Source organism: Collinsella aerofaciens, assembly GCF_015554145.1.
Lineage (GTDB): Bacteria > Actinomycetota > Coriobacteriia > Coriobacteriales > Coriobacteriaceae > Collinsella > Collinsella aerofaciens_AA.
Window position 1 is genome coordinate 1 of record NZ_JADNHZ010000029.1, and the last position, 23,298, is coordinate 23,298.

Here is a 23,298-nt window from a genome sequence, read left to right on the forward strand (position 1 = left end):
ACCCCGGAGGAGTTCCGGAATCAGGCCCTCGCGGCCTAGTCGCTATTTAGGGCGTCCAAGATTTGGGACGCAGTTCAGTGCGAGCTGCAGGGTCTTTTGTCAAGCGATGCGACAAAAATGATCCGTTTCCCTTCGTCCCCAAGAGATCACGTTTAGCCCTCCTTGCGGACTTTTTGCAGGTAGCGGTACACGCTGGGCTCCGAGATGCCCAACGCGGTGGCAGCGCAGGCCACGGCGCCCTTGAGCATGAACACCCCGTTGCCGTTGAGGTGGCGAATGACGTCCACGCGGTCGTTCTGACCAAGCGACGCTACATCCAGCCCGCGCGCGCTCAGCAACTCGGCAATGCTGCGGTCGATGAGCTCCTGGGTGGACTCCGAAAGGCTTTCGACCTCGATAGGGGCGGGCTCCGTGCGCGCCGGCGCCGCGTCGAAGCATGCCATGAGTTGTTGCGCCATGGTGTTGATGGAGCGCACGGTCGAGAGGTCGGTGTTGACGCAGAGCATACCGACGATCTCGTTATCCTCGCGGATAAAGTACGTCGCCGACTCCAGCGTTTTGCCGCCGGCGCCGCGGCCCTCGTAGCCCGTAATAAACGGCAGGTCGCGATACTTGGGGTCGTGCATGATCTTGAGCGCCAGATCGGTGGCGGGACCGCCGATCTTACGGCCGCTCACGATGCCGTTGCGAATATCGACGATGGCGTGGTCGGGATCCGAGAAATCGTGCAGCACGATCTCGCTGTTCTTGCCGAGTATCTGCTCCAGGAAATCGACCATCGGCAAAAAGCGGCGTACGGTCTCGTTCACGGGCAACTCCTTTGGGTGAAATCGGAAATGTTCATAACAATTTTTTCTCATGGTAACACGCTGCTCATCATCTCGTATATCCGCAGGTACATTGCGTAATGCAGATGAGCGGTAGATATTTGGCGGTAAACGGTTGACCAAAAGAAAAGTTAGATGCTATTTTGACCAGACACTTTCCTGACCTGCGGAAATGCATTATCTCAGCTGAAGAATAGTCTGATAACAAAAAATTATTATTGAGAATGAGAATCATCTTTAATACGATATGCAACGAAGGCACAACCTCAACCCCGCACTGCGTCACAATAGAGCGTTAGATGCGAAAACAACTATTTCGAGGATTGGTGGTCAAATGACCCAGGAGACGGTTAAGAACGGCACTGAAGCCCTGTTCACTCGTGAAGGCATGCCTCCCGTTAAGGAAATGATCCCGTGTGCCCTTCAGCACGTACTGGCATCGTTTGCCGGCATCATCACCCCGGCTGTCATCATGGCCGGCGTCTACGGCTTTAATAGCCAGCAGAGCACCGACATCATCCAGGTCGCGCTCATTCTTTCGGCGATCGACACGGCCCTTCAGGCCTTTGCCCCCTTCCGTCGCATCGGCGGCGGCCTGCCCATCGTCATGGGCGTTTCGTTCGCGTTCCTCCCGGCCCTGCAGGCCATGGGCGCCTCGGGCTTTAGCTTTGGCGCGCTGTTGGGCGGCGAGATTGTCGGCGGTGCCGTCGCGGTCCTCTTTGGTTTGGCCTACAGCAAGATTAAGTGGCTGTTCCCACCCGTCGTGACCGGTACGGTCATCTTCTCCATCGGCGTTTCGCTGTATCCCACGGCCGTCAAGTATATGGCCGGCGGTATGGGTACGCCACTGTGGGGCACCCCGCAGGCCTGGTGCGTCGCTCTTATCACCTTCGCCGTGGTCTTTGCGCTCGCCAACTTTGGCAAGGGCACGCTCAAGCTGGGATCCGTGTTCTTTGGCATGATCGTTGGCATGATCGTCTCCATCCCCTTTGGCATGATCGACTTCTCAAGCGTCGCCACCGCTCAGGTCTTCGCCCTTCCCAAGCTCATGCCCTATGCGCTCGAGTTTGATCCCGAGGTCTGCATTACCCTCGCCGTCGTGTTCCCCATGGTTGCCATCCAGGTTATCGGCGACGTCTCCGCCGCCTGCCTGGGCTCCATCGACCGTATGCCCACCGAGCGCGAGCTCTCCGGCGCTATCGTGTCCCAGGGCCTCACCTCTATGGTCGGCGGCCTGCTGGGCGGTCTTCCCACCAGCGCCCTTGGCCAGAACGTGGGCATCATCTGCTCCAACAAGGTCGTCAACAAGTGGGTCTTTGTGATCATCGCGGCCGTCTTTGCCATCGCCGGTCTGTTCCCGCAGCTCTCTGCCGTCCTTTCCGCTATCCCGCAGCCCGTCATCGGCGGCGCGACCGTCGGCGTCTTTGGCACCATTACCATGAACGGCGTGCGCATGTTCACCCGCGAGGGCCTCACGCAGCGCACTACCACCATCGTCGGTACCTCCGTCGTCTTTGGCCTGGGTATCTGGATGGCCAGCGGTTGCCTTGCCGGCGAGGGTATGCCCGCTTGGGTATCCACCGTCATCGGCTCCAATGCCGTAACCCCCACCGCCATCATGGCCATTGTCCTTAACCTGATCCTTCCGCAGACGCCGGTCGTGGCTCAGCACATCGATGCCGCCAAGGACGCTGCCGTGGATCTGGTCTTGCCCGAGAGCAAGAAGTAGCCAATTCGGTGCTATTCGTCGGCGGGCGCATCGCCTCGTCCGCCGACGTCATGCGGCGCCAAGCCGCACTTCAAAGGGTTTGTCCCTTTGGTGAAGCGTTGACGGGAGAGGGCCCGTTTCCGGTGTAGGCCGGCGCTTCGCACTCCGCCATGTCAGAGGTGTCAAACCCCGCCCCTGATGTTGAAGGGAGCATCCATGCTTCTGGTCGCTAACGGTTCTGTCTTTACCCGCAATGCTCAGACCCCGTTCATTCCAAACGGTGCGGTCGCCATTGACGGAGATACGATCGTCGAAGTGGGCCCCGAGTGCGAGCTCAAGGCCAAGTACCCGGATGCCGAGTACGTCGACGCCCGGGGCAACCTCATCATGCCCGGACTCATCAACTGCCACACCCACATCTACTCGGGTTTGGCCCGCGGCCTTGCCATTAAGGGCTGTAACCCTACCAATTTCCTGGAGAATCTTGAGCAGCAGTGGTGGAAGATCGACGACAACCTGACGCTCGACGGCACCAAGGCCAGCGCCTATGCCACGATTCTTGACTCCATCCGCGATGGCGTCACCACGATCTTCGATCACCATGCGAGCTTCTGCGAGATTCCGGGAAGCCTCTTTACCATTAAGGATGCCGCTCAGGAGCTGGGCATGCGTTCGTGCCTGTGCTACGAGGTCTCCGATCGACGCGGCCAGGAAAAATGTGACCAGGCCATTGCCGAGAACGCCGAGTTTGCCCAGTGGGCCGCCAAGGAGCGTCGCGATAACGACAACCACATGATCGCCGCCATGTTTGGCGGTCACGCCACCTTTACGCTGTCGGACGAGACCATGGACAAGATGGCCGAGGCCAACAACGGCCTGACCGGCTTCCACATCCACGTATGCGAGGGTATGAACGACGTGTGGGATTCCCGCCTCAACCGCGGCGGCATCAGCCCCGTCGAGCGCCTGCTGCAGCACAACCTGCTGGGTCCCGACACCATGCTGGGCCACTGCATCCACGTGACGCCCGCCGAGATGGATATCGTCAAGGAGTCCGGCACCTGGCTCGTTAACAACCCCGAATCCAATATGGGCAACGCCGTGGGCTGCGCCCCCGTGCTCGAGTTCTTCCGCCGCGGCATCCCCGTGTGCATGGGCACCGACGCCTACACCCACGACATGCTCGAGAGCCTCAAGGTCTTCCTGATCATTCAACGCCACAACGCCGCCATGCCCAACGTGGGCTGGTGCGAGGCCATGACGATGCTCTTCAAGAACAACGCCAAGATGGCGAGCAAGTACTTCGATCGCAAGCTCGGCGTGCTCGAGGCCGGCGCTGCCGCCGACGTCATCGTTATGGACTACAAGCCCTTTACGCCGCTGAGCGAGGAGAATATCGACGGCCACATGCTCTTTGGCATGATGGGCAAAAACTGCCGCACCACCATCATCAACGGCCGCGTCCTGTACAAGGATCGCGAGTTCGTTGGGATTGATGAGGACAAGATCAACGCGTGGACCATGGCCGAGTCCAAGAAGCTCTGGAGCACGCTCAACGATCGCGCCTACTAATTCCAATTGGACCTTCGCGCGTGTCGGATGTTTCGCCGCATCCGACGCGCGCATAGGCGGCCTCCGCGGGGTCGCCGGCGCTGTGCTAGCGCTGCACCGTATTTGCGCCCGCCGCGCGGTCTCGCCGGGCGTTACAGAGAGGAGCTCATTATGAGCGACATCATGAGGCCGATCCCGTTTTCGCAGCTGATGAACTGGATCATCGAGGAGCACAAGACTCAGGGCGCCGTCTTTGGCGTGCGCAAGATGGTCACGACCAACCAGGAGGGTGCGCTTCCCATTTTTGACGAGCGCATCGAGACTCCGTTTGGCCCGGCTGCCGGTCCCAATACGCAGCTTGCCCAGAACATCGTGGCATCCTACGTGGCCGGCTCCCGCTTCTTTGAGCTCAAGACCGTCCAGGTTATGGACGGCGAGGAGCTCTCCAAGTGCGTCAACAAGCCCTGTATCGTGGCTCAGGACGAGTGCTACAACTGCGAATGGTCGACCGAGCTCGAGGTTCCGCAGGCCTTTGCCGAGTACGTGAAGGCATGGTTTGCCTGCCACCTGATCGCTCGCGAGTACGGTCTGGGTAGCCCGGACGGCTTTGTCTTCAACATGTCCGTGGGTTATGACCTCGAGGGTATTAAGAGCCCCAAGGTCGACGCCTACATCGAGGGCATGAAGGACGCCAGCGGCTCCGACGTCTGGAACGAGTGCCGCACGTGGGCGCTCGCTAACCTGGACAAGTTTGAGCATGTCGATGCCGCGTTTGTCGAGTCCATCCCGGCGCGCGTCTCCAACTCCATCACTGAGTCCACGCTGCATGGCTGCCCGCCGGCGGAGATCGAGCGCATCGCGACCTATCTGATCACCGAGAAGGGCCTCAACACCTACATCAAGTGCAACGCCACGCTGCTGGGCTATGAGTTTGCCCGCCAGCGCCTGAACGAGCTGGGCTTTGACTACATCGTCTTCGATGACACGCACTTCCGCGAGGACCTGCAGTGGGCCGACGCCGTGCCCATGTTCGAGCGCCTGATTGCCCTGTGCGCCGAGCGCGGCCTGGAGTTTGGCGTCAAGCTCACCAACACCTTCCCCGTCGACGTGACGAGGAACGAGCTGCCTTCCACCGAGATGTACATGTCCGGCCGTTCGCTGTTCTCGCTGACCATCGAGGCCGCCCGCCGCATTACCGAGCAGTTCGATGGCAAGCTGCGCATCAGCTACTCCGGCGGCGCCACGGTCTACAACATCCGCGCCCTGTATGACGCCGGCATTTGGCCCGTCACCCTGGCGACCGACGTGCTCAAGCCCGGTGGCTACGAGCGCTTTAGCCAGATGGCCGGCGAGTTTGCCGACCTGGATGGCAAGCCGTTTGAGGGCGTCTCGCTCGAGACCGTGACCGCGATCCAGGCCGACTCGCTCACCAACCCGCTCTACAAGAAGCCGCTACGTCCGCTGCCCGACCGCAAGGTCGCCGGCAAGAGCCCACTTTCCGACTGCTTTACCACGCCGTGCCGCACGAGCTGCCCCATCCAGCAGGATATTCCCGCCTACCTGGCGGCTGTTGACGAGGGCCGCTTCGAGGACGCACTCAACATCATCATCGAGCGCAACGCCCTGCCGTTCATTACCGGCACCATCTGCCCGCATCCCTGCGGCCGTGCCTGCGAGCGTGCGTTCTACGAGCCCGAGGGTGCCCAGATTCGCGCCAGCAAGCTCAAGGCCGCCCGCGAGGCCATGACCGCCGTGCTGCCCAAGCTGCGCGCCCAGGCCATCGCAAACGACGGTGAGCGCAACGTTGCCGTTATCGGCGGCGGCCCGGCCGGCCTGGCGACGGCGTTCTTCCTGACGCGTGCCGGTGTGCCCGTCACCATCTTTGAGGCCCGCGATTCGCTCGGCGGTGTGGTCCGTCACTTAATCCCCGAGTTCCGTATCGCCAGCGACGATATCTCGCACGACGCTGAGCTCTGCCTGGCCTTTGGCGCCAAGGTTCAGCTCAACGCCCACGTGGAGTCCATTGACGAGCTCAAGGCCCAGGGCTTTACCGACGTGGTCGTGGCCACCGGTGCCTGGATGCCCGGCTCTGCGGGCCTGGGCGAGGGTGCCGAGCTCGACGTGCTGGAGTTCCTCGAGGCCGCCAAGAAGGGCGAGAAGCTTGAGCTGGGCGAGGACGTCGTGGTCATTGGTGCCGGCAACACCGCCATGGACGCCGCCCGCGTGGCCAAGCGCCTGGCTGGCGTGAAGAACGTGCGCCTGGTGTATCGCCGTACCAAGAAGCAGATGCCCGCCGACGAGGAAGAGCTCGATCTTGCTCTTGCCGACGGCGTTGAGTTCTGCGAGCTGCTGGCGCCCAAGGCGCTCAACGGTGCCGTGCTGACCTGCGATGTTATGGAGCTTGGCGAGCCGGATGCAAGCGGCCGTCGCAGCCCCGTCGCCACGGGCGAGACCGTCGAGCTTTCCGCCACCACGGTGATCTGCGCCGTGGGCGAGGGCATCGACGCCAGCCTGTACGATGCCGCGGGCGTCGAACACGACCGTCGCGGTCGCCTTGCCGCCACCTCTACCGGCGTCGAGGGCGTCTGGGCTGCGGGCGACTGCCGCCGCGGTCCTGCCACCGTGGTCGAGGCTATTGCCGACGCCGCCGAGGTCGCCCGTGCCATCGCCGGCGTGGACTTTAACAAGTACGCCGACTGCAACGAGCAGGCCGTCCGCGAGGACACCTGCTACGAGCGCAAGGGATCGCTGTGCCGCGACAAGCGCAATTGCACCAAGACCCGCTGCCTGGGCTGCGGCTCGGTGTGCGAGGTCTGCTGCGACGTGTGCCCCAACCGCGCCAACGTGGCAATTAAGGTGCCGGGCCTGGCCAAGCATCAGGTCGTCCATGTCGACGGCGTGTGCAACGAGTGCGGCAACTGCGCCGTGTTCTGCCCCTACCAGGAGGGTCGTCCCTACAAGGACAAGCTCACCCTGTTCTGGAGCGATCAGGACATGGAGAACTCCGAGAACGAGGGCTTCCTGGCCGTGGACGAGGATCACTTTAAGGTCCGTGTTGCCGGCACGGTCCGTACCGTCTCGGTCGATGCCGTCAACACCGGCCTTCCCGAGGCCGTCCGCCTGACCATCAGGGCCGTGCGCGACAGCTATCCGTATCTTCTTAAGAAATAGGCGAGTCTCTTATGGCCAAATCCATTCAACATAACGTGGCCTACGTTGCCTGCGGAAGCGGCTGTGCTTCCGCAGGCGGCGACGCCCACTGCAGCGAAGGCTGCATTGGCTGTGGCGCCTGCGTCACGGCCTGTCCCCACGGCGCCATTGCGCTGGTCGATGGCATCGCCCGCGTGGATCGCTCAAAGTGCACGGGCTGTGGCCTGTGCGGCATGGCGTGCCCGCAGCGCGTGATTGCCTTCGTTCCCGGCTACCAGAACATCCTGGTGCGCTGCAACAACACCGATAAGGGTGCCATTGCGCGCAAGATCTGCGACACGAGCTGCATCGGTTGCGGCATGTGCGCCAAAAAGTGCCCTGCAGGCGCTATCCGCATCGAGGACAACTGCGCCCATATCGACGGCGCGGACTGCCTGTCGTGCGGCATGTGCGCCGTCGTCTGCCCGCATGGCGCCATTCACGACCGCACCGGCATCGCCGCCGGCGTGTAGAAGGGAATCACCATGGCACAGGAATTCACTTTTACCGTTAACGGTGTCGAGCACACGACGACCCAAAACAAGCCGCTGCTGCGCTACCTGCGCGACGACCTGCACATCCATTCCGCCAAGGACGGCTGCTCCGAGGGCGCCTGCGGTACCTGCACCATCCATGTGGACGGCGCGGCCGTCAAGGCGTGTGTGCTGACCACAGCTCTTGCCGCCGGTCGCAACATCGTGACCGTCGAGGGCCTGCCCGAGGACGTGCGCGAGGCCTTTGTGTACGCCTTTGGCGCCGTGGGCGCCGTGCAGTGCGGTTTTTGCATCCCCGGCATGGTCATGGCGGGTGCGGCGCTCATCGCCGAGGACCCCGAGCCCACCGAGGAGCAGATTAAGTACGCCATTCGCGGCAATGTCTGCCGTTGCACCGGCTACAAGAAGATTATCGAGGGCATTGCGCTGGCCGCTGCGGTGCTCCGCGGCGAAAAGCAGGTCGACGAGGACCTGGAGCGCGGCGACGACTACGGCGTGGGCAAGCGCGCCTTCCGTATTGACGTGCGCAAGAAGGTGCTCGGCGAGGGCAAGTATCCCGATGACATCGACGAGCTCGATCAGCCGGGTCTGACCTACGCCAGCGCCGTGCGCTCCAAGTATCCGCGCGCCCGCGTGCTCTCCATCGATACTTCCAAGGCCGAGGCCCTGCCCGGTGTGGTGGGCATCTTGCGCGCCGAGGACGTGCCGGTCAACCAGGTCGGCCACCTTATCCAGGACTGGGACGTCATGATCGCCCAGGGCGATATCACCCGCTGCGTGGGCGATGCCATCGTGCTGGTGGTTGCCGAGGATGAGGCGACGCTCGAGAAGGCCAAGAAGCTCGTAAAGATCGATTACGAGCCGCTGGAGCCCGTGCGTAACATTGTCGAGGCCAGGGCTGCCGACGCCCCGCGCCTGCACGACAGCTTCTTTGCCTTTGGCAACACGGTGGAGCTCAAGGACAACGTGTGCCAGAGCCGTCACGTGACGCGCGGCGACGCCGCCAAGGCGCTGGCAGAGAGCGCGTTTACCGTGACGCAGCGCTTTACCACGCCCTTTACCGAGCATGCCTTCTTGGAGCCCGAGTGCGCCGTGGCCTTCCCGTACAAGAACGGCGTCAAGGTGCAGTCGACCGACCAGGGCGCTTACGATACGCGCAAAGAGTGCGCCCATATGTTTGGCTGGGACAACGAGCCCGAGCGCGTGGTCGTTGAGACCATGCTCGTGGGTGGCGGCTTTGGCGGCAAGGAGGACGTGTCCATCCAGCACCTGGCCGCGCTCGCCGCATATAAGTTCCAGCGTCCTGTGAAGTGCAAGCTCACGCGTGCCGAGTCGCTTGCGTTCCATCCCAAGCGTCATGCCATGGACGGTACCTTTACGCTGGGTTGCGACGCCGAGGGCAACTTTACCGGCCTGGACTGCGAGATCAACTTTGACACCGGCGCCTACGCGTCGCTGTGCGGCCCGGTGCTCGAGCGCGCCTGCACGCATGCCGTCGGCCCCTACAAGTACCAGAACACCGACATCCGCGGCTTCGGCTACTACACTAACAACCCGCCTGCCGGCGCGTACCGTGGCTTTGGCGTTTGCCAGTCCGAGTTTGCACTCGAGAGCCTGATCGACCTACTGGCCGAGAAGGTCGGCCTGGATCCGTGGGAGATCCGCTACCGTAACGCCATCGAGCCGGGCGAGGTTTTGCCCAACGGCCAGATCGCCGATTGCTCCACGGCGCTTAAGGAGACGCTGCTCGAGGTCAAGGATGCCTATTACGCGCATCCCGGACACGCCGGTATCGCCTGCGCCATGAAGAACGCCGGCGTGGGCGTGGGCCTGCCCGATGCCGGCCGCTGCAAGATCCGCATCGAGAACGGCGTGGCCGTCGTCTACGCCGCCACGTCCGACATCGGCCAGGGCTGCAACACGGTCTTTTTGCAGGACGTTGCCGAGGCCTGCGGTCTGCCGCTGAGCTGCATCGCCAACGGCGAGTGCTCCACCGAGAACGCTCCCGACTCCGGCACCACGTCTGGTTCGCGTCAGACGGTCGTGACCGGCGAGGCCGTGCGCGGCGCCGCCTTCTTGCTGCGCGATGCCATGGTTGGCATCGAGGCCGGTAAGCCTGCGCCCGATGCTCCCGTGAGTGCGCATGGCGACGGCGTCAAGATCGAGTACGACGACGGTTGCGCCTATCAGCTGCGCACGCAGGAGCTCGTCGCCGGCCAGGGTATGCATCCTCAGGACCCTGCGGCCACCATCAAGGCGCTCGAGGGATGCGAGTTTGGCTACGTGTATCTGGAGCCGACCGACAAGCTGGGCGCCGATGTTCCCAACCCCAAGAGCCACATCTGCTACGGTTTTGCCACACATGTGGTCATTCTGGATGATGACGGCCGCGTGAGCGAAGTCTATGCCGCACACGATTCCGGCAAGGTGGTCAACCCCATCTCCATCCAGGGTCAGATCGAAGGCGGCGTGCTCATGGGTATGGGCTATGCGCTGACCGAGGACTGGCCGCTCAAGGACTGCGTACCCCAGGCAAGGTACGGCACGCTCGGGCTGTTCCGTGCGCCCGAGATTCCAGATATCCACGCCATCTACGTGGAGAAGGACGAGCTGTTGCCCGTGGCATACGGCGGCAAGGGCATCGGTGAGATCGCCACGATCCCCACGGCGCCCGCCGTGCAGAACGCCTACCGCGCGTTTGACGGCAAACTGCGTCCGGATCTGCCCATGGTGGATACCCCGTACAGCCGCGCCCGTCACCGCGGGTAGGGTAGGGCGCGGACGGCCATGCTGATGAGCCGTCCGCGCTCAACACCAACTGCATATGCTGCGCCTTTGGCCCCAGCTCCATCGCGAGCCGGGGCCTTTTGCTTGGAGCGGAAGCTGCGTCCCGGAATAGGCGCTCAGAATGGGATGCGCTTTCCCTTTGGAGCCCTCGGCGGAAATTACATCCCAGAATCGATGCTCAGAATGGGATGCGCTTTCCGGTAGAGCCTCTGGCGGAAAGCGCATCCCGGAATTCGGCTCCAGAGTGGGACACACTTTCCGGTTGGAGCTTCAACTGGAAAGTGTGTCCCGGTTTGGCAGGCAGACGGGCATAAGCTCAGCAGCTCCTACAACTCCACCTCGTTGAGCCATGCCGGCAGAGCGGTCTGCCGGATGCCTGCCGTCTGCAGCTTTTTCGCGAGCATGCCTGCCGAACGGACTTCGATCATGGTAAAGCGGATGAGCGGATGGCCGTAGAGCGATAGGTGCGCCTCACGCTGTCGTTCGGCAACGAGCGCCTCGGCGGTGGTGCGTCCGGCCAGCATGGTCTGGTCGGTATATTTGATGAGCCCGTCGAGCTCGCCCAGCGTGAGTTCCCGCGCCTGGCGCTCCCAGGCAAAGTCCGTTCGTATGGGCTTTGCCGAATCGAAGGGGTCCGTCAGCTCGTATTGAAGCCAGTCGGGCGCAAAGCCCGTCTCGATCATGACGGCTCGGGCGACCGATTCCCCGCCGCTCTCGGCACGAGCGTCGGCATATCGAAGCGTTGTGAGGGCGGTGCGAATCGCGCGACCATTGCGGGCAGTCGCTCGTTGCTCGACGGCCTCCATCAACTGCTCTCGTGTAAGGCCGAGCTTTGAGATCGCCGAATCGGCAATGGGCATGCCGTCGGCAAAACCAGTTTGCAGCAGGCAATCTGTGGCCGTTTGGATGGGCGGCGTTACCGATATGCCGGATAGACGGATTGCTCCGGTCGGCTCGATCTGATGCCGCTGAACATGCGCGCCCGGGCGAGCCGACGGCTTGGTGGCGCTGCAGACATGCACGACATTCAGGTGTCGCCACGAGACCTCGAGCCCCAGCAGGCAGGCGGCCGAAAACGAGCAGAACGTCCAATCGGGGTGGATGATCGCAAGGGCGCGAATAATCTCGCAATGACGCTGCGCCCGGTTGAGTTTATCCCAGCGCATTTTACGCGCGAACAGTCCCGGCATGGGCGAGACGACCATGTCGCCGATGCGCCGAAGGAGCGCTTTTCGGATCGCCGTGCTCGGGGGAATCAGGCAACGCCCCTCTTGTTCGGCTTGAGTAAGCAGTTGGTCGATGAGTTGGTTATTGCAATGGGTCATGAGCTACCGCCTTCTTTTTGGGTAGCAAAAACGTATCAGCCGCAACTTGCCGCCCAACTGACCAAAAGCTGACCAAAATCTAACCATGCAGGTAGATGGCCTGTTTTTGGCGACATTTTTACATCCGAATCGGTGGGCGGTAATCGGCGACCTTGAACGGTAGCTAGATATGAAGTCTTGGTAAGTTTCGGGACGTGTACTTTTTTGAAAAAGAGCAATCTATCTGCTGTTTTGTGTTTCTGGATTGCATGTTTGAAGGCATGTGATAAGGGCTGCGGATCGTCGTTTTGTATCTGCGGAAACTGTGACCCGGAATTGCCGCTCGGAATGGGATACGCTTTCCGGAACAGCCCTCAACCGGAAACTGTGTCCCAGATTTCGGCCTCAGAGTGGGATGCCGTTTCCGGATCGGGCCTCAAGCGGAAATTGCATCCCGGAATGAGCGCTCAGAGCGGGATGAACTTTCCCAATGGGGCCGCAGACGGAAACTGTGTTCCGGATTCGACGCTCAGAATGGGATTCGCTTTCCGGTAGGGGCTTCAAATGGAACATGCGTCCCGGGGCCCCACACGGCGTCGCCACACAACTTTGTGTCCGCACGGACGGCTATGTTTACTGCAACGTAGCCATTCGTGGAAAGGACGGATGCCATGGCAACGGATAAGACCGGTTATGTGAGCGTTGGTGCCCGGATCGAGGATAAGGTCATGCCCGATCGCGTGATCTTTAGCATTGGCTTTGGCGGCCGCTTTGATACCAAGGAGGCGTGCCTGGACGATTACAACGCCGATCGCGCCAAGGTCGCCGCCGCGCTGGTGCCCTTTGGTCTGGATGACGAGTTAACGTGTCGCCGGTACACCTGCTATGCGCAGACGACGCGCAAAAGGGCAATCATCGTGGGCTACGACTACTATGCGTACGGCACGGTTGCCGCGCCTGTCGATTCGATTGACTGTGCGGCTGTGTGGACGGCGCTCAACACCTGCGGATCGCATGCCGACATGAACATTCGATTTGAACTTGCGGATGAGCGCGCGGCGGAGGACGTCCTGATTGCCCGCGCTGTCGAGCGCGCCCGCGGTAATGCACAGGCGCTTGCTGCGGCGGCGGGGGCTAAGCTGGGCGGCATCAAGCATATCTCGTATAACAGCCGGCCGGGGGATTATGGCGGGGTGTACTGCGCTGCCATGGGCGCTCCCGATGGGGTATCCGGAGGCCTTGGGGAAACGGTGCTGGATCCGGAACCCATCGAGGTCGAGTGCTCCGTGGACGTGGAGTGGTGGCTGGAATAGCGGACGAGTCGGGTGGGCGTCGAGCCTTCATGACTGAAAAACCATTTGTTAAACCCAACGTCCGTGGGTAGAATAAAGTCGACGGCAGCCCAAGTGGTGAAGAGCTGGGGCAGCGCCGTTACTTAGTTTAAGGGGTCAATGCCTTAGCGGCGTCGACCCCTCTTTTTATGCTTCGCACGCTGCTTGAGTGCCTCGGTAAGCCCGATAAGCGCCGTGAGGAGCGAGACCAAAGCGGTCAGGAGCTTCACGAAATCAATCAGATTGGTCATTTCATGTCCGCGTGGGCGCCTATTCTTACGGCAATGTAGCCGCCTATGTAGCTATGTAGCAAGCGGCAAGCAACGGAGAAAGGCCCTAACCTTGTCAGCTGAAAAGACGCCGGGTATCTCGGCTATCGATACGACGAACTTTGCGCGCCAGATCGTGCTGGACTTTGAGTTTGCGCCGGTGCCAAAGCAGCGCCAGCGTCGTGGACTGCGCAACGAGATTATCGAGGTCGGCGCCGTCAAGCTCGATTACCACGGCAACGTTATGGGCGAGTTCTCGCAGTTTGTGCAGACGGAATTTACCGAAGGCGTTGCGTTTCCCGTCCGCGAGCTTACGGGGATATCGGCTGTGGACACCGCGATGGCCGATCTGCTCTACGTGGTGATCAAAAGGCTCAGCGATTGGGTCGGTCGCTACTCCGCCCAGGTGGTTTGCTGGAGTGGGACGGACCGTCGACAGCTTTTGACCGAGTGCCAGGCAAAGCACATCGATCTTTCCGCATTTCCTACGGACTGGGCCGACATACAGGCGTTTTACATCTCGATCATGGACGTTGGCAGCCACGGGTGCGTCTCTTTGAGTGACGCGGCGACGTGGTTTGGCATCGAGTTCGACGAGTCGACGGGCCACGCCCACAGCGCCTTAGCCGATGCGCGCGTGACCGCCAAGCTGCTCAAGCAGATGATGGAGGGGGACTATCACGTGAGTCCGCGCGCCCAGGAAGTCCGCCAGCGGTGGGGGATGGGCGAGTGAGCCCAGACGCGCCTTTCCAGCAAGTGCCTCGAGCTGGGTGACCTGCTGCTGAAGCTGAAGGCGGAGGGGAGGTAGGAGGCTCATTTGGCGACAAGCGGACGGAATGGTTGCGCGAAGGATTCTAGGATCAGCAGCAGAAGACTGCGTTTGGGATCCTACTCAAGGACGCGCTGACACTCGCTGGGACCAAGCAGGTCAAGAGCGTGGACATCGAGATGGCTTCCATTATCGAAGAGCGGCTTGCTAACATGATTCGCTGGACGAATAGGCAGAGACCCGTGACGCTGCGTGCGTCATCGTGCACAATGAGGTGTATAGGCTGCCAGTGGCGAACTATCCCGACGAGGTTCTGAGCAACTGCATCACCGAGATTTTCGAATACTTCTACGAAGAGGGATTTGGCGGCGTAGAGCAATCTGATTTTACGCGTTTGCAGGAGGAAGCCGGTATGGCAGACGAACTTGTTTTTAGTGCTGGCGAGATAGTTTACGCCATGCCTCAACTGCCCAAAGTTACATCTGTGCCGCTGAACGGTAGCGCCGTGCTGGTTGGTTTTAAGGACGCTCCCGATGGGGAGGAGGTCCTCTTTGATTTTGACCCTCGGGCTGAAAGGGCTACGAAGCTCGACTATGAACTTGCAGCCGTTAGCGGGCTCCTCACGGGTGCGTTGAATATCCTTTGGCAGAAAGACTTCAACCTAGAGGGTGCCAAAGAGTGGAGCGACGAGAAGGTTGGCAAATTCGTTCTTACGATTGCCAAGTCTGCGGGTATGACAAAGGCGGATGCAACTCTAGAAGACGCTATTCGCTTTCTAGAGAAAGAGTTTCCTCTTGCCACGGACAAGCTGACTGCCGAGTTTGGCGGCGGGCTCCAACATCATCTGCGGGATTTCTCGCACCACCCGAGCTTGGTTGGCCTTGCGTGTTCGATCCTCTCGCAATTCACCTGCAAAGGCTATGGTACCGATACGGCCGGCCGGTTTGTCGCCTTTGACCTGCCTGCCGCCGCCTTCGATCCCGACTGCCCTCTTGTAGGCAGGAACGTTCCAGAGAAGATCGCGTTTGGCACTCTGTTCTGGGCGATGCATCTCGTGAGCGACATGGCGGGGTCTAGTTCAAACCCCGGTAAGGGGACGGGCATTCCCGGCGTCGTGCTGTCCCTGCTAAAGGAGCTCTCCTCCCTGCCTGTTTTTCAAGACATGCAGATTGCCTATAAGGGCGAGGATATTCGCATTCAGCAATGGATCTCAAAGCTGTTTAACGGAACGGCGTTCAAAACCGAGGACGGCAAGCCCATTCGCTTCGACCTTCGGACGGAAGTCGGCCTGCTCGATCAAGCTTTAAGCCAGGTGCCAGCAGTCGTGGCCAACGAGGTTATCGTTCGTTGTCTCTACATGCTTTCAAGGCTCAAGGCCGAGCTGGAACGTTGCGAAGTGAGCAAGGTTTCCGGCTTGCAAAAGCTCAAGGCTTCGCATTTCATGCCCTATAACAGCAGGGTTCTCACTCGCATGGTCACGGTTTCGAGCACTTCGTTCGTTTTGGTGAATCTAGCGACGGCGGCGGCCAGGGCGGGTATCGAATGCGAGGGGAACAAGGTCGTGTTCGCCCAGAAGCTCTTCTTGCGAATAAACTACGTTGGAGTTGGACGCCTTGCGTTTGCCCTCCATGCCGACTGGGGCTATATGGCGGAGGAAATGTCCGAGGCTTGGACTGAGCGCGCCAGGCGCCGCCAGGATATCTTCGATAGATTTCACTTTTATAGCCTAGATAGAGAAACGACGAGGATTGCCTTCTCGCTGAAGCTTGCCGCCATCAACTACGACTGCGGGAACGAGAAGAACGAAGTGCGCAAAGGGCAAAAGAGGAGCTGGGCCCGCGCGTGGCAGGATTCGGTCGCGGATGGCCTAGGCATTGATGCAGACGGCTACTTTTTGAGCGAGGAAGATGCGTACGGAGCCCTTGAGACAGTTTCGCGGCGGCGAGGCGGTAAAGTGCGTGCCTTGCTTGTTGCACAGGAGTTGGTTGAGTTTCGCCCCTATTCCCAGATGGGAGATGAAGAGAAAAAGGAATACAAAGGTTTGAAGGAGAGTGGATCTTGGGTTAAACACGAATTTCCCAGGAGACAAGACGCGGTTGATTTGGACGCCATACGTTCTCTCGAGAAACGTTGCGGGACACGCTTCCGCGAGCTTTCAGGTACATTGCCAAAGTTCTTGGTGGGCGGCGTCATTGTCGTGGCGGCGGCCGTAGGCGCAGGAGGGGCGGCCGCGGTACTCGCTCCGGATATTGCTGTCGGTATCTTCGGAGGCTCATTTGCCGGCCTTCACGGGGCTGCGCTTGTCAATGCGAGCCTTGCTGCAGCTGGCGGTGGGGCCTTGGCCGCCGGCGGCATGGGCATGGCCGGTGGCACTGCTTTGATTACGGGCGGCGGTGCCGCGCTTGGTCTATTGGGTTCCGGCGGCGTTGCCTTGGCGGCATCGATGGGGGAGGACTACGCGCAGCTCGTGCTCGTCGAATGTTCGAGGCTCCTTGCTTTTCTTGATGTGGCTACTGACCGCTGCCCGCATGAGGGGGCCATTTTGGTGCGGAAAGCAGCCGAGGCCGTGCAGCGCGGCATCGCTGGCATTGAAGAAGATGTCGAGAAGGAGAACGGAAAGGGAAATCGCAAGGATGGCAAGTTGCTTAAGCAACTGAAGAAGGGTCTTGGGTATTTGACTTCGACCCTTAAGCAGATCGAGAAGATGCAGAGGCGCCTTGGCACCGCCGGTGAGGGTGAGCCGCTCAACAGCTTGCCGGCATCGGGTGATGAATAGGTACACTGCATATTGATGCCCCGGGAATGGCCTCTGATATGAGTCGCCGGGGTTTATTTTGTTTGGGTATGTAAAATTACTGGTTGGGTCAATAAATCAGTGATTGGTGATACCACTTACCAGATTTGTTAAACTATTGGTTGGCCGAAAGCTCAAATCATGGCTTTCGGTTGTAAAATACATGGTTGGAATTCTATTTTTCGCAGAGAGGTCCAACCATGGCCGATAAGACCGCGTTCGACTACGTGAACGAGATATGGAGCATCGCGAACTACGTGCGTGATGTCATTCGCCCCGCCGACTACAACAAGCTCATCCTCCCATTCGCCGTGCTGAGGCGCTTCGAGTGCGCCCTCGAGCCGACGCGGGCGGCCGTGAGCAGACAGGCCGCCAAGGGGGTCTGGGACGACGACGACCCGAAGTACTGCGCCCTCTCCGGCCACTGCTTCTACAACGTCACGAGCTTCACACTCTCCAACCTCGGGGCGACGAAGACCTACGACGCCCTCATGGCCTACATCAACGGCTTCTCCGCGAACGCCCGCGAGGTCCTGCAGCGCTTCGAGATGCGGCAGACCTGCGAGAAGCTCGACGAGAAGGGCATGCTCTACGAGGTGTGCACACGCTTCTCGGGCTTCGACCTCGGGCCCGAGACGGTCTCCGACCGCATGATGACCGACATCTACGAGCACCTCATCCAGCGATACGGCGAGGAGATCTCGCAGGACGCCGAGGACTTCATGACGCCCAAGGACGTCGCCCGCCTCGCAACCGCGCTGCTCTTCGCAAACGAGGACACGCTGCTCAACGCCGACAACGGCGACATCCGCACGCTCTACGACGGCAGCTGCGGCACCTGCGGCTTCATCTGCGACGCGCTCGACCAGCTCGACGAGTGGCACGACAAAGGGCACTTCAGCAGCCCAACCAAGATCGTCCCCTACGGCCAGGAGCTCGAGGACGCGACATGGGCCATGGGCAAGGCAGCCCTTATGCTGCGCAACATCGCCGGGGGCTCGGGAGACGTGCTCGACCAGATGACCGACCTGTCGGCCGGCATCATGCTCGGCGACACCTCGACGACGACAGGTTCGAGGGACGCACCTTCAACTACCAGCTCACGAACCCGCCCTACGGCAAGGAGTGGAAGAAGGAGAAGGACGTCGTCCTCGAGGAGATGGGACGCGGCTTCGAGGGCAGGTTCGGCGCCGGCAAGCCCGACATTGACGACGGCAGCATGCTCTTCATGCAGAACGTCGCGGCGAAGATGGCGCCGCCCGAGGAAGGCGGCGGCAAGGCGGCCATCGTGCTCTCGGGTTCCCCGCTGTTCAACGGGGATGCCGGCAGCGGGCCATCGGGCATCCGCCGCTGGCTGTTCAGCGAGGACCTCGTTGACTGCATCGTGAAGCTGCCGACCGAGATCTTCTACCGCACGGGCATCGCAACCTACATCTGGGTGCTCAACAACCACAAGCCGGAGAACCGCAAGGGGTACGTGCAGCTCATCGACGCCTCGGAGGAGAAGACCGCCCTGCGCAAGAGCCAGGGGAACAAGCGCTACGAGGTCGGCGAGGACCAGGCCGCGTGGATCGTGCGCACCTACGTAGACGGGCACGACCACGGCAGGTCGGTCATCGTTCCCGTCGAGGACTTCATGTACCGCAAGGTGACCACGCAGCGCCCGCTGCGCGTTGTCATTGAGCCCTCGGCCGATGGGCTGGATGCCCTCTTTACCCTCAGCAAGCCCATGGAGAAGCTGTCGGACGCGAGCCGCGCCGCCATTCGCTCCTGGGTTGAGAAGAACGAGGGCGCCTCGCTCACATACAGCGAGGTCCTGGCTGCGACCGAGAAGCTTCACAAAGCGATCGAGAAGCCCAAGCCACAGAAGACGAAGCTCGTCGAGGCACTCGTCAAGGTGTTCGGTCGGCAAGACCCCTCCGCGGAGCCGGCGGTCGATGCGAAGGGCAACCCGGTGTTCGACCCCGAGCTCAAGGACACGGAAAACATTCCAATCGGCATGGAAATCGACGACTACATGGCGAGCGAGGTGCTGCCCTACGCTCCCGACGCCGTGGTGGACGGGTCGGTAAGGGACGAGCCCAAGTTCGACAACAAGACGGGTCTCACGGCCAACCCGCTTGGCGACGGTGGGGTGGGCGTGGTCGGCACGTCGATCTCGTTCAACAGGTACTTCTACAAGTACGAGAGCCCCCGTGCCCCCGAGGTCATCGCGAAGGAGATTCTCGAGCTCGAGGACGGCCTCGGCTCGCTCATGAGGGGGTTCCTGGCATGAGGACGAGAAGGGAGATAAACAGTGCTGAGTGGTTCGGTGAGGTGCCGGACGGCTGGAACATGGTGCCGTTGCCGAGGCTTTTTATGAGCAGCAAGGGAATGACCGTCACTAGGGCTGACTTAGTTGACGAAGGAGCTCCCGTCGTCAATTACGCCCAAGTGCATTCGAAGTTAAACAATAGATTCGGTATCCACGAAGAGCTCATAAAGCACGTCCCTACGGGCATGGTTCCAAAAGGGCTGAAATATTCCGAGAAAGGTTCCTTTATCTTCGCCTGCACATCAGAGGACCTTGCCGGGTGCGGAGACTGCATATACAACGATTCTGAGCGGCCGGTTAATCCCGGAGGCGATACCCTGCTCCTCTCTCCGGTTGACGAGGTTGAGAATAAGTACCTTGCATATCTTTTCTCTACCGACATGTGGCGCTGGCAGATTCGGCGCGACTTGATCGATGTGAAAGTTTTTCACGTTAACCAAGGCAACCTGCACGAGACCTACGTCACAGTCCCGCCTTGTGATGTCCAACGCCGTATCGTCTCCTACCTCGACGAGCGCTGCGCGGCCATCGACGATGACGTGAAGAAGCGCCAAAAGGTCATAGAGAGGCTCAAGGAGTACAAGAAGTCCCTCATCGCGCATGCTGTGACAAAGGGCCTCGACCCAACCGCAGAGATGAAAGACAGCGACATTAAGTGGGTAGATCAAATTCCCTCTAATTGGCAGACCTCCAAGCTCAAAGCTCTATTTCAAATTACAAAACGAATTGCCGGGGTTGAAGGATTGACAGTTCTGTCGATTACACAAGATGGAATTAGGCCCAAAGATTTCAGCACAGGAAAAGGGCAATTTGCTGAAACATACTCACATTATCAACTCGTACATCCTGGCGATTTTGCGATGAACCACATGGACCTCTTAACAGGTTGGGTGGATATATCTCGCTATGAAGGAGTGACAAGTCCTGACTACCGAGTGTTTTCAGCCCGTGACCTTGCGGTAAGCAACCCGAGTTACTACCTCTACCTCTTCCAGATGTGCTACCTCAATCGGGTGTTTTTCGGTTCAGCAAATGGAGTTGCTGACAAGGGGCGCATGCGACTACAAACCAACGCATTTAACAACTTCGTCGTTCCTTTACCACCTTTAGAAGAGCAAAAAAGGATAGCGGCCTACCTCGACGAGCGCTGCGTGGCCATCGACGAGGCAATCTCACGCCAGGAGCAGCTCATCGAGAAGCTCGGCGAGTACCGCAAGTCCGTCATCCACCACGCCGTCACCGGCAAGATCGACTGCACGGAGGCATAGCCATGACAAGAGTCGACATAGACAGTGCATATGAGCGCCGCGACGTCGAGTACAGCGGCCGCCGCAAGATTCACCAGGAGGATGCCTTCGAGCGCTACATCTCCCGAAAGGTCGCTGCCCTCGGCGGCGCGGGCTGGGCCCTCTCACCTGACGATACGGGGTTCGACCCGAACGACGCACTCGTGTTCGACGACTTCGTCGCCTGGCTCGAGGCCACCGCGCCGGAGAAGCTCGACAAGATGCGCCGAGAGAAGGGCGCGAGGTGGGAGGACCAGCTGCGCCGCGCGCTCGTGAAGAGCCTGGAGAGAAACGGTACCGTTCTCACGCTACGCAAGGGATTCCAGGTGGCCGGTTACCAGACCATCGAGTGCATGGCTGGCTACCCGGACGACGAGCGCGTGCCCGGGGCGAGGGAGCGCTACGACGCCAACATCCTGCGCTTCATGCACCAGGTTCACTACCAGACCGCCGGGAGCAAGTCTCTCGACTTCGCTCTGTTCGTCAACGGCATCCCCGTCGCCACCGGCGAGGTCAAGACCGAGCTCACCCAGACCGTGCGTGACGCCATCGACGAGTACGTCGACGAGCGCAGGCCCATAGAGCCCGACGGCGGCAGGAAGAACTCGCTGCTCATGTACAAGAGGGGCGCCGTGGTCCACTTCGCAGTCTCCGAGGACGAGGTCTGGATGTGCACGAACCTCGGCCCCTTCCCGAGCAGGTCGGCGAAGCCCCGCTTCCTCCCGTTCAACCTGGGCCGCGACGGCGGGGCCGGCAACCCGGACGCGCCCGAGGGCGAGTACAGGACCCACTACCTCTGGGACACCATCCTCCAGCGAGACAACTGGCTGTCCATCTTCGACCGCTTCGTCTTCGAGGAGATCGAGGACAGGCAGGACGCGACGGGCCGCTGGCGCAAGACGGCGACCCAGATCTTCCCGCGCTACCACCAGTTTGACGCAGAGAGGAAGGTCCTGGCCGACGCGCGGGAGCATGGGGCGGGACGCCGCTACCTCATCGAGCACTCGGCCGGCTCCGGCAAGACCGAGACCATCTCCTGGGCCGCGCACGACCTCGCGAGGCTCCGCCGCGCGGACGGAGAGAAGATGTTCTCCAGCGTCGTGGTGGTCACCGACAGGCTGTCGCTTGACCAGAACATAAAGAAGACCATCTCCCAGCTCTCCAAGGTGACCGGTCAGGTCGTCATGGTCGGCCGCGACGAGAGGGGCAGCGCCGTCGCCGACGGCTCCAAGAGCTCCCAGCTCGTCGAGGCCCTTCGGCAGAAGAGGGAGATCGTCGTGGTCACCATCCAGACGTTCCTTTACGCGTGGCCGGACATCGCGGCGCTGCCCGAGCTTGACGGCTCCGGATTCGCGGTGATCGTCGACGAGGCGCACAGCTCTCAGGAGGGCAGCTCGGCGGCGTCCCTCAAGACCGCCTTCAACGCGGCGGCGGACAAGCTGAAGTTCGAGAGGATGCTCGACTTCGATGAGGACTCGGACGACGGCGGGTCGGTCATGGATGCCTACTTCGCCCAGATGCAGGCGAGCAACCTCATGCCGCCGAACGTCTCTTTCCTCGCGTTCACAGCGACCCCAAAGGCCGAGACAAAGACCCTGTTCGGCACGCCCACGGGCGAGGAGGACGAGGACGGCAATCCGGTCATGGGCAGCTTCCACCTCTACCCGATGCGGCAGGCGATCGAGGAGGGCTACATCATCGACCCGCTCTCGGGATACGTGCCCCTGCGCACCCTCACGAGGATCGAGGACGAGTCCGAGGACGCCGACGGCAGACTCGTCGACGAGCGCCGCGCCAGGAGGAAGATCGCCAAGTGGCGCTCGCTCCACCCGACGAACGTCATGGAGAAGGCCAAGTGGATCATCGACCACTTCGTCGACAACGTGGCTCCGCTCCTGAACGGCGAGGCCAAGGCCATGATCGTCACCTCCGGGCGTCCCGAGGTCGTGCGCTACAAGTACGCGATAGAGGCGTACCTCCGCGCCCGTCCGGACCTCGACCCCGCCAAGGTCGAGCCGAAGCTGCGCTTCAAGGTGCCCGGCGAGCCGCTCGTCGCCTTCTCCCAGAAGGTCCTGGGCGACAGGTGCGTCCTGCCCGAGGACGAGTACCTCGAGGACAACCCGTTCGCCCTCATCGAGCGCGGATACGAGTACACCGAGGCCAACATGAACCCGACCGGGCAGGGCCCGGTCGAGAGGGCGTTCGACCGCCCTGAGAGCAGGCTGCTCATCGTGGCCAACAAGTTCCAGACCGGGTTCGACCAGAAGAAGCTAGTCGCCCTCTACGTCGACAAGCCGCTCGGCAACGCCATCGAGATCGTGCAGACCTACTCGCGCGTCAACAGGACGTGCTCCGGCAAGGACGGGGTCTTCGTCGTCGACTTCGTGAACGACCCCGAGACGGTTCTCGCCGCCTTCAAGACCTACGACAAGGGCGCGACGATGAGCACGGCCCAGGACCCGAACATCGTCTACGACCTGAAGGACGCCCTCGACGCGGCCGACGTGTACGCGACGCGAGACGTCGAGGGGTTCAAGGAGGCGCTCTACAGGTCCAAGGGCCTCGCAGCCGGTGAGGAGAGCGATGCCTACAGGACCGTGTTAGCGTCAATATATTTTTCACCATTTTCACCAACGTATTTTCGCCAATCGCGCCAACGCGGATGCGCCGGATTC

Annotated in this window: 14 protein-coding genes and 1 pseudogene; 12 read left to right on the forward strand and 3 right to left on the reverse strand. The window is 61.0% G+C overall.

Annotation, left to right across the window (positions count from 1 at the left end):
• Positions 1-152: 152 nt before the first annotated feature.
• Positions 153-809 carry a helix-turn-helix transcriptional regulator gene (locus I2E13_RS09970; RefSeq protein ID WP_271817641.1) on the reverse strand — a complete coding sequence of 219 codons (657 nt, stop codon included), beginning with the start codon at positions 807-809 and terminating at the stop codon, positions 153-155.
• Between the two features lie 352 nt (positions 810-1,161).
• Here I2E13_RS09970 and I2E13_RS09975 point away from each other — a divergent pair, with 352 nt between their 5' ends.
• The 5 genes from I2E13_RS09975 to xdh all read left to right on the forward strand — a co-directional run bounded on the left by I2E13_RS09975 (position 1,162) and on the right by xdh (position 10,538).
• The gene (locus I2E13_RS09975; RefSeq protein ID WP_089572468.1) at positions 1,162-2,556 is read left to right on the forward strand and encodes a uracil-xanthine permease family protein; all 1,395 of its coding nucleotides are present in this window, start codon (positions 1,162-1,164) and stop codon (positions 2,554-2,556) included.
• A gap of 195 nt (positions 2,557-2,751) precedes the next feature.
• Complete coding sequence (gene ssnA / locus I2E13_RS09980; protein WP_195404998.1) at positions 2,752-4,107, forward strand: putative aminohydrolase SsnA; 1,356 nt, start codon at positions 2,752-2,754, stop codon at positions 4,105-4,107.
• 150 nt (positions 4,108-4,257) lie between these two features.
• Entirely contained in the window at positions 4,258-7,257 is a 3,000-nt protein-coding gene (gene ygfK, locus I2E13_RS09985; RefSeq protein ID WP_195404999.1) for a putative selenate reductase subunit YgfK, read from the forward strand.
• Between the two features lie 11 nt (positions 7,258-7,268).
• Positions 7,269-7,748 (forward strand): 4Fe-4S binding protein, encoded by a 480-nt coding sequence (locus I2E13_RS09990; RefSeq protein WP_117655021.1) that lies wholly within the window; start codon positions 7,269-7,271, stop codon positions 7,746-7,748.
• A 12-nt stretch (positions 7,749-7,760) separates the two neighbouring features.
• Entirely contained in the window at positions 7,761-10,538 is a 2,778-nt protein-coding gene (gene xdh, locus I2E13_RS09995; protein WP_195405000.1) for a selenium-dependent xanthine dehydrogenase, read from the forward strand.
• Between the two features lie 344 nt (positions 10,539-10,882).
• Here the strand turns inward: xdh and I2E13_RS10000 are convergent, their stop codons facing one another.
• Entirely contained in the window at positions 10,883-11,881 is a 999-nt protein-coding gene (locus I2E13_RS10000) for a hypothetical protein (protein WP_195405001.1), read from the reverse strand.
• 650 nt (positions 11,882-12,531) lie between these two features.
• On the opposite strand from I2E13_RS10000, the gene I2E13_RS10005 reads away from it, so the two are divergent.
• Positions 12,532-13,173 (forward strand): SIMPL domain-containing protein, encoded by a 642-nt coding sequence (locus I2E13_RS10005; RefSeq protein ID WP_117655018.1) that lies wholly within the window; start codon positions 12,532-12,534, stop codon positions 13,171-13,173.
• Between the two features lie 143 nt (positions 13,174-13,316).
• Here I2E13_RS10005 and I2E13_RS11145 read toward each other — a convergent pair whose 3' ends face one another.
• On the reverse strand, positions 13,317-13,442 hold the full coding sequence (locus tag I2E13_RS11145; protein WP_267472497.1) for a hypothetical protein: 126 nt from the start codon (positions 13,440-13,442) through the stop codon (positions 13,317-13,319).
• 91 nt (positions 13,443-13,533) lie between these two features.
• On the opposite strand from I2E13_RS11145, the gene I2E13_RS10010 reads away from it, so the two are divergent.
• The 6 genes and pseudogenes from I2E13_RS10010 to I2E13_RS10035 all read left to right on the forward strand — a co-directional run.
• The gene (locus I2E13_RS10010; RefSeq protein WP_195405002.1) at positions 13,534-14,193 is read left to right on the forward strand and encodes a 3'-5' exonuclease; all 660 of its coding nucleotides are present in this window, start codon (positions 13,534-13,536) and stop codon (positions 14,191-14,193) included.
• A 325-nt stretch (positions 14,194-14,518) separates the two neighbouring features.
• Positions 14,519-17,005, forward strand: a complete 2,487-nt coding sequence (locus I2E13_RS10015) for a hypothetical protein (protein WP_195405003.1) — start codon at positions 14,519-14,521, stop codon at positions 17,003-17,005.
• 218 nt (positions 17,006-17,223) lie between these two features.
• Positions 17,224-18,006, forward strand: a pseudogene (locus I2E13_RS11150) (type I restriction-modification system subunit M N-terminal domain-containing protein); the annotation flags it as partial.
• Positions 17,973-19,298 (forward strand): HsdM family class I SAM-dependent methyltransferase, encoded by a 1,326-nt coding sequence (locus tag I2E13_RS11155; RefSeq protein WP_267472498.1) that lies wholly within the window; start codon positions 17,973-17,975, stop codon positions 19,296-19,298. The pseudogene I2E13_RS11150 and the gene I2E13_RS11155, both read left to right, overlap by 34 nt.
• The gene (locus I2E13_RS10030; RefSeq protein WP_117655014.1) at positions 19,295-20,605 is read left to right on the forward strand and encodes a restriction endonuclease subunit S; all 1,311 of its coding nucleotides are present in this window, start codon (positions 19,295-19,297) and stop codon (positions 20,603-20,605) included. The genes I2E13_RS11155 and I2E13_RS10030 overlap by 4 nt, the downstream gene beginning before the upstream one ends.
• A gap of 2 nt (positions 20,606-20,607) precedes the next feature.
• A partial coding sequence (locus tag I2E13_RS10035) for a DEAD/DEAH box helicase family protein (RefSeq protein WP_195405005.1) occupies positions 20,608-23,298 on the forward strand: 2,691 nt, incomplete at its 3' end.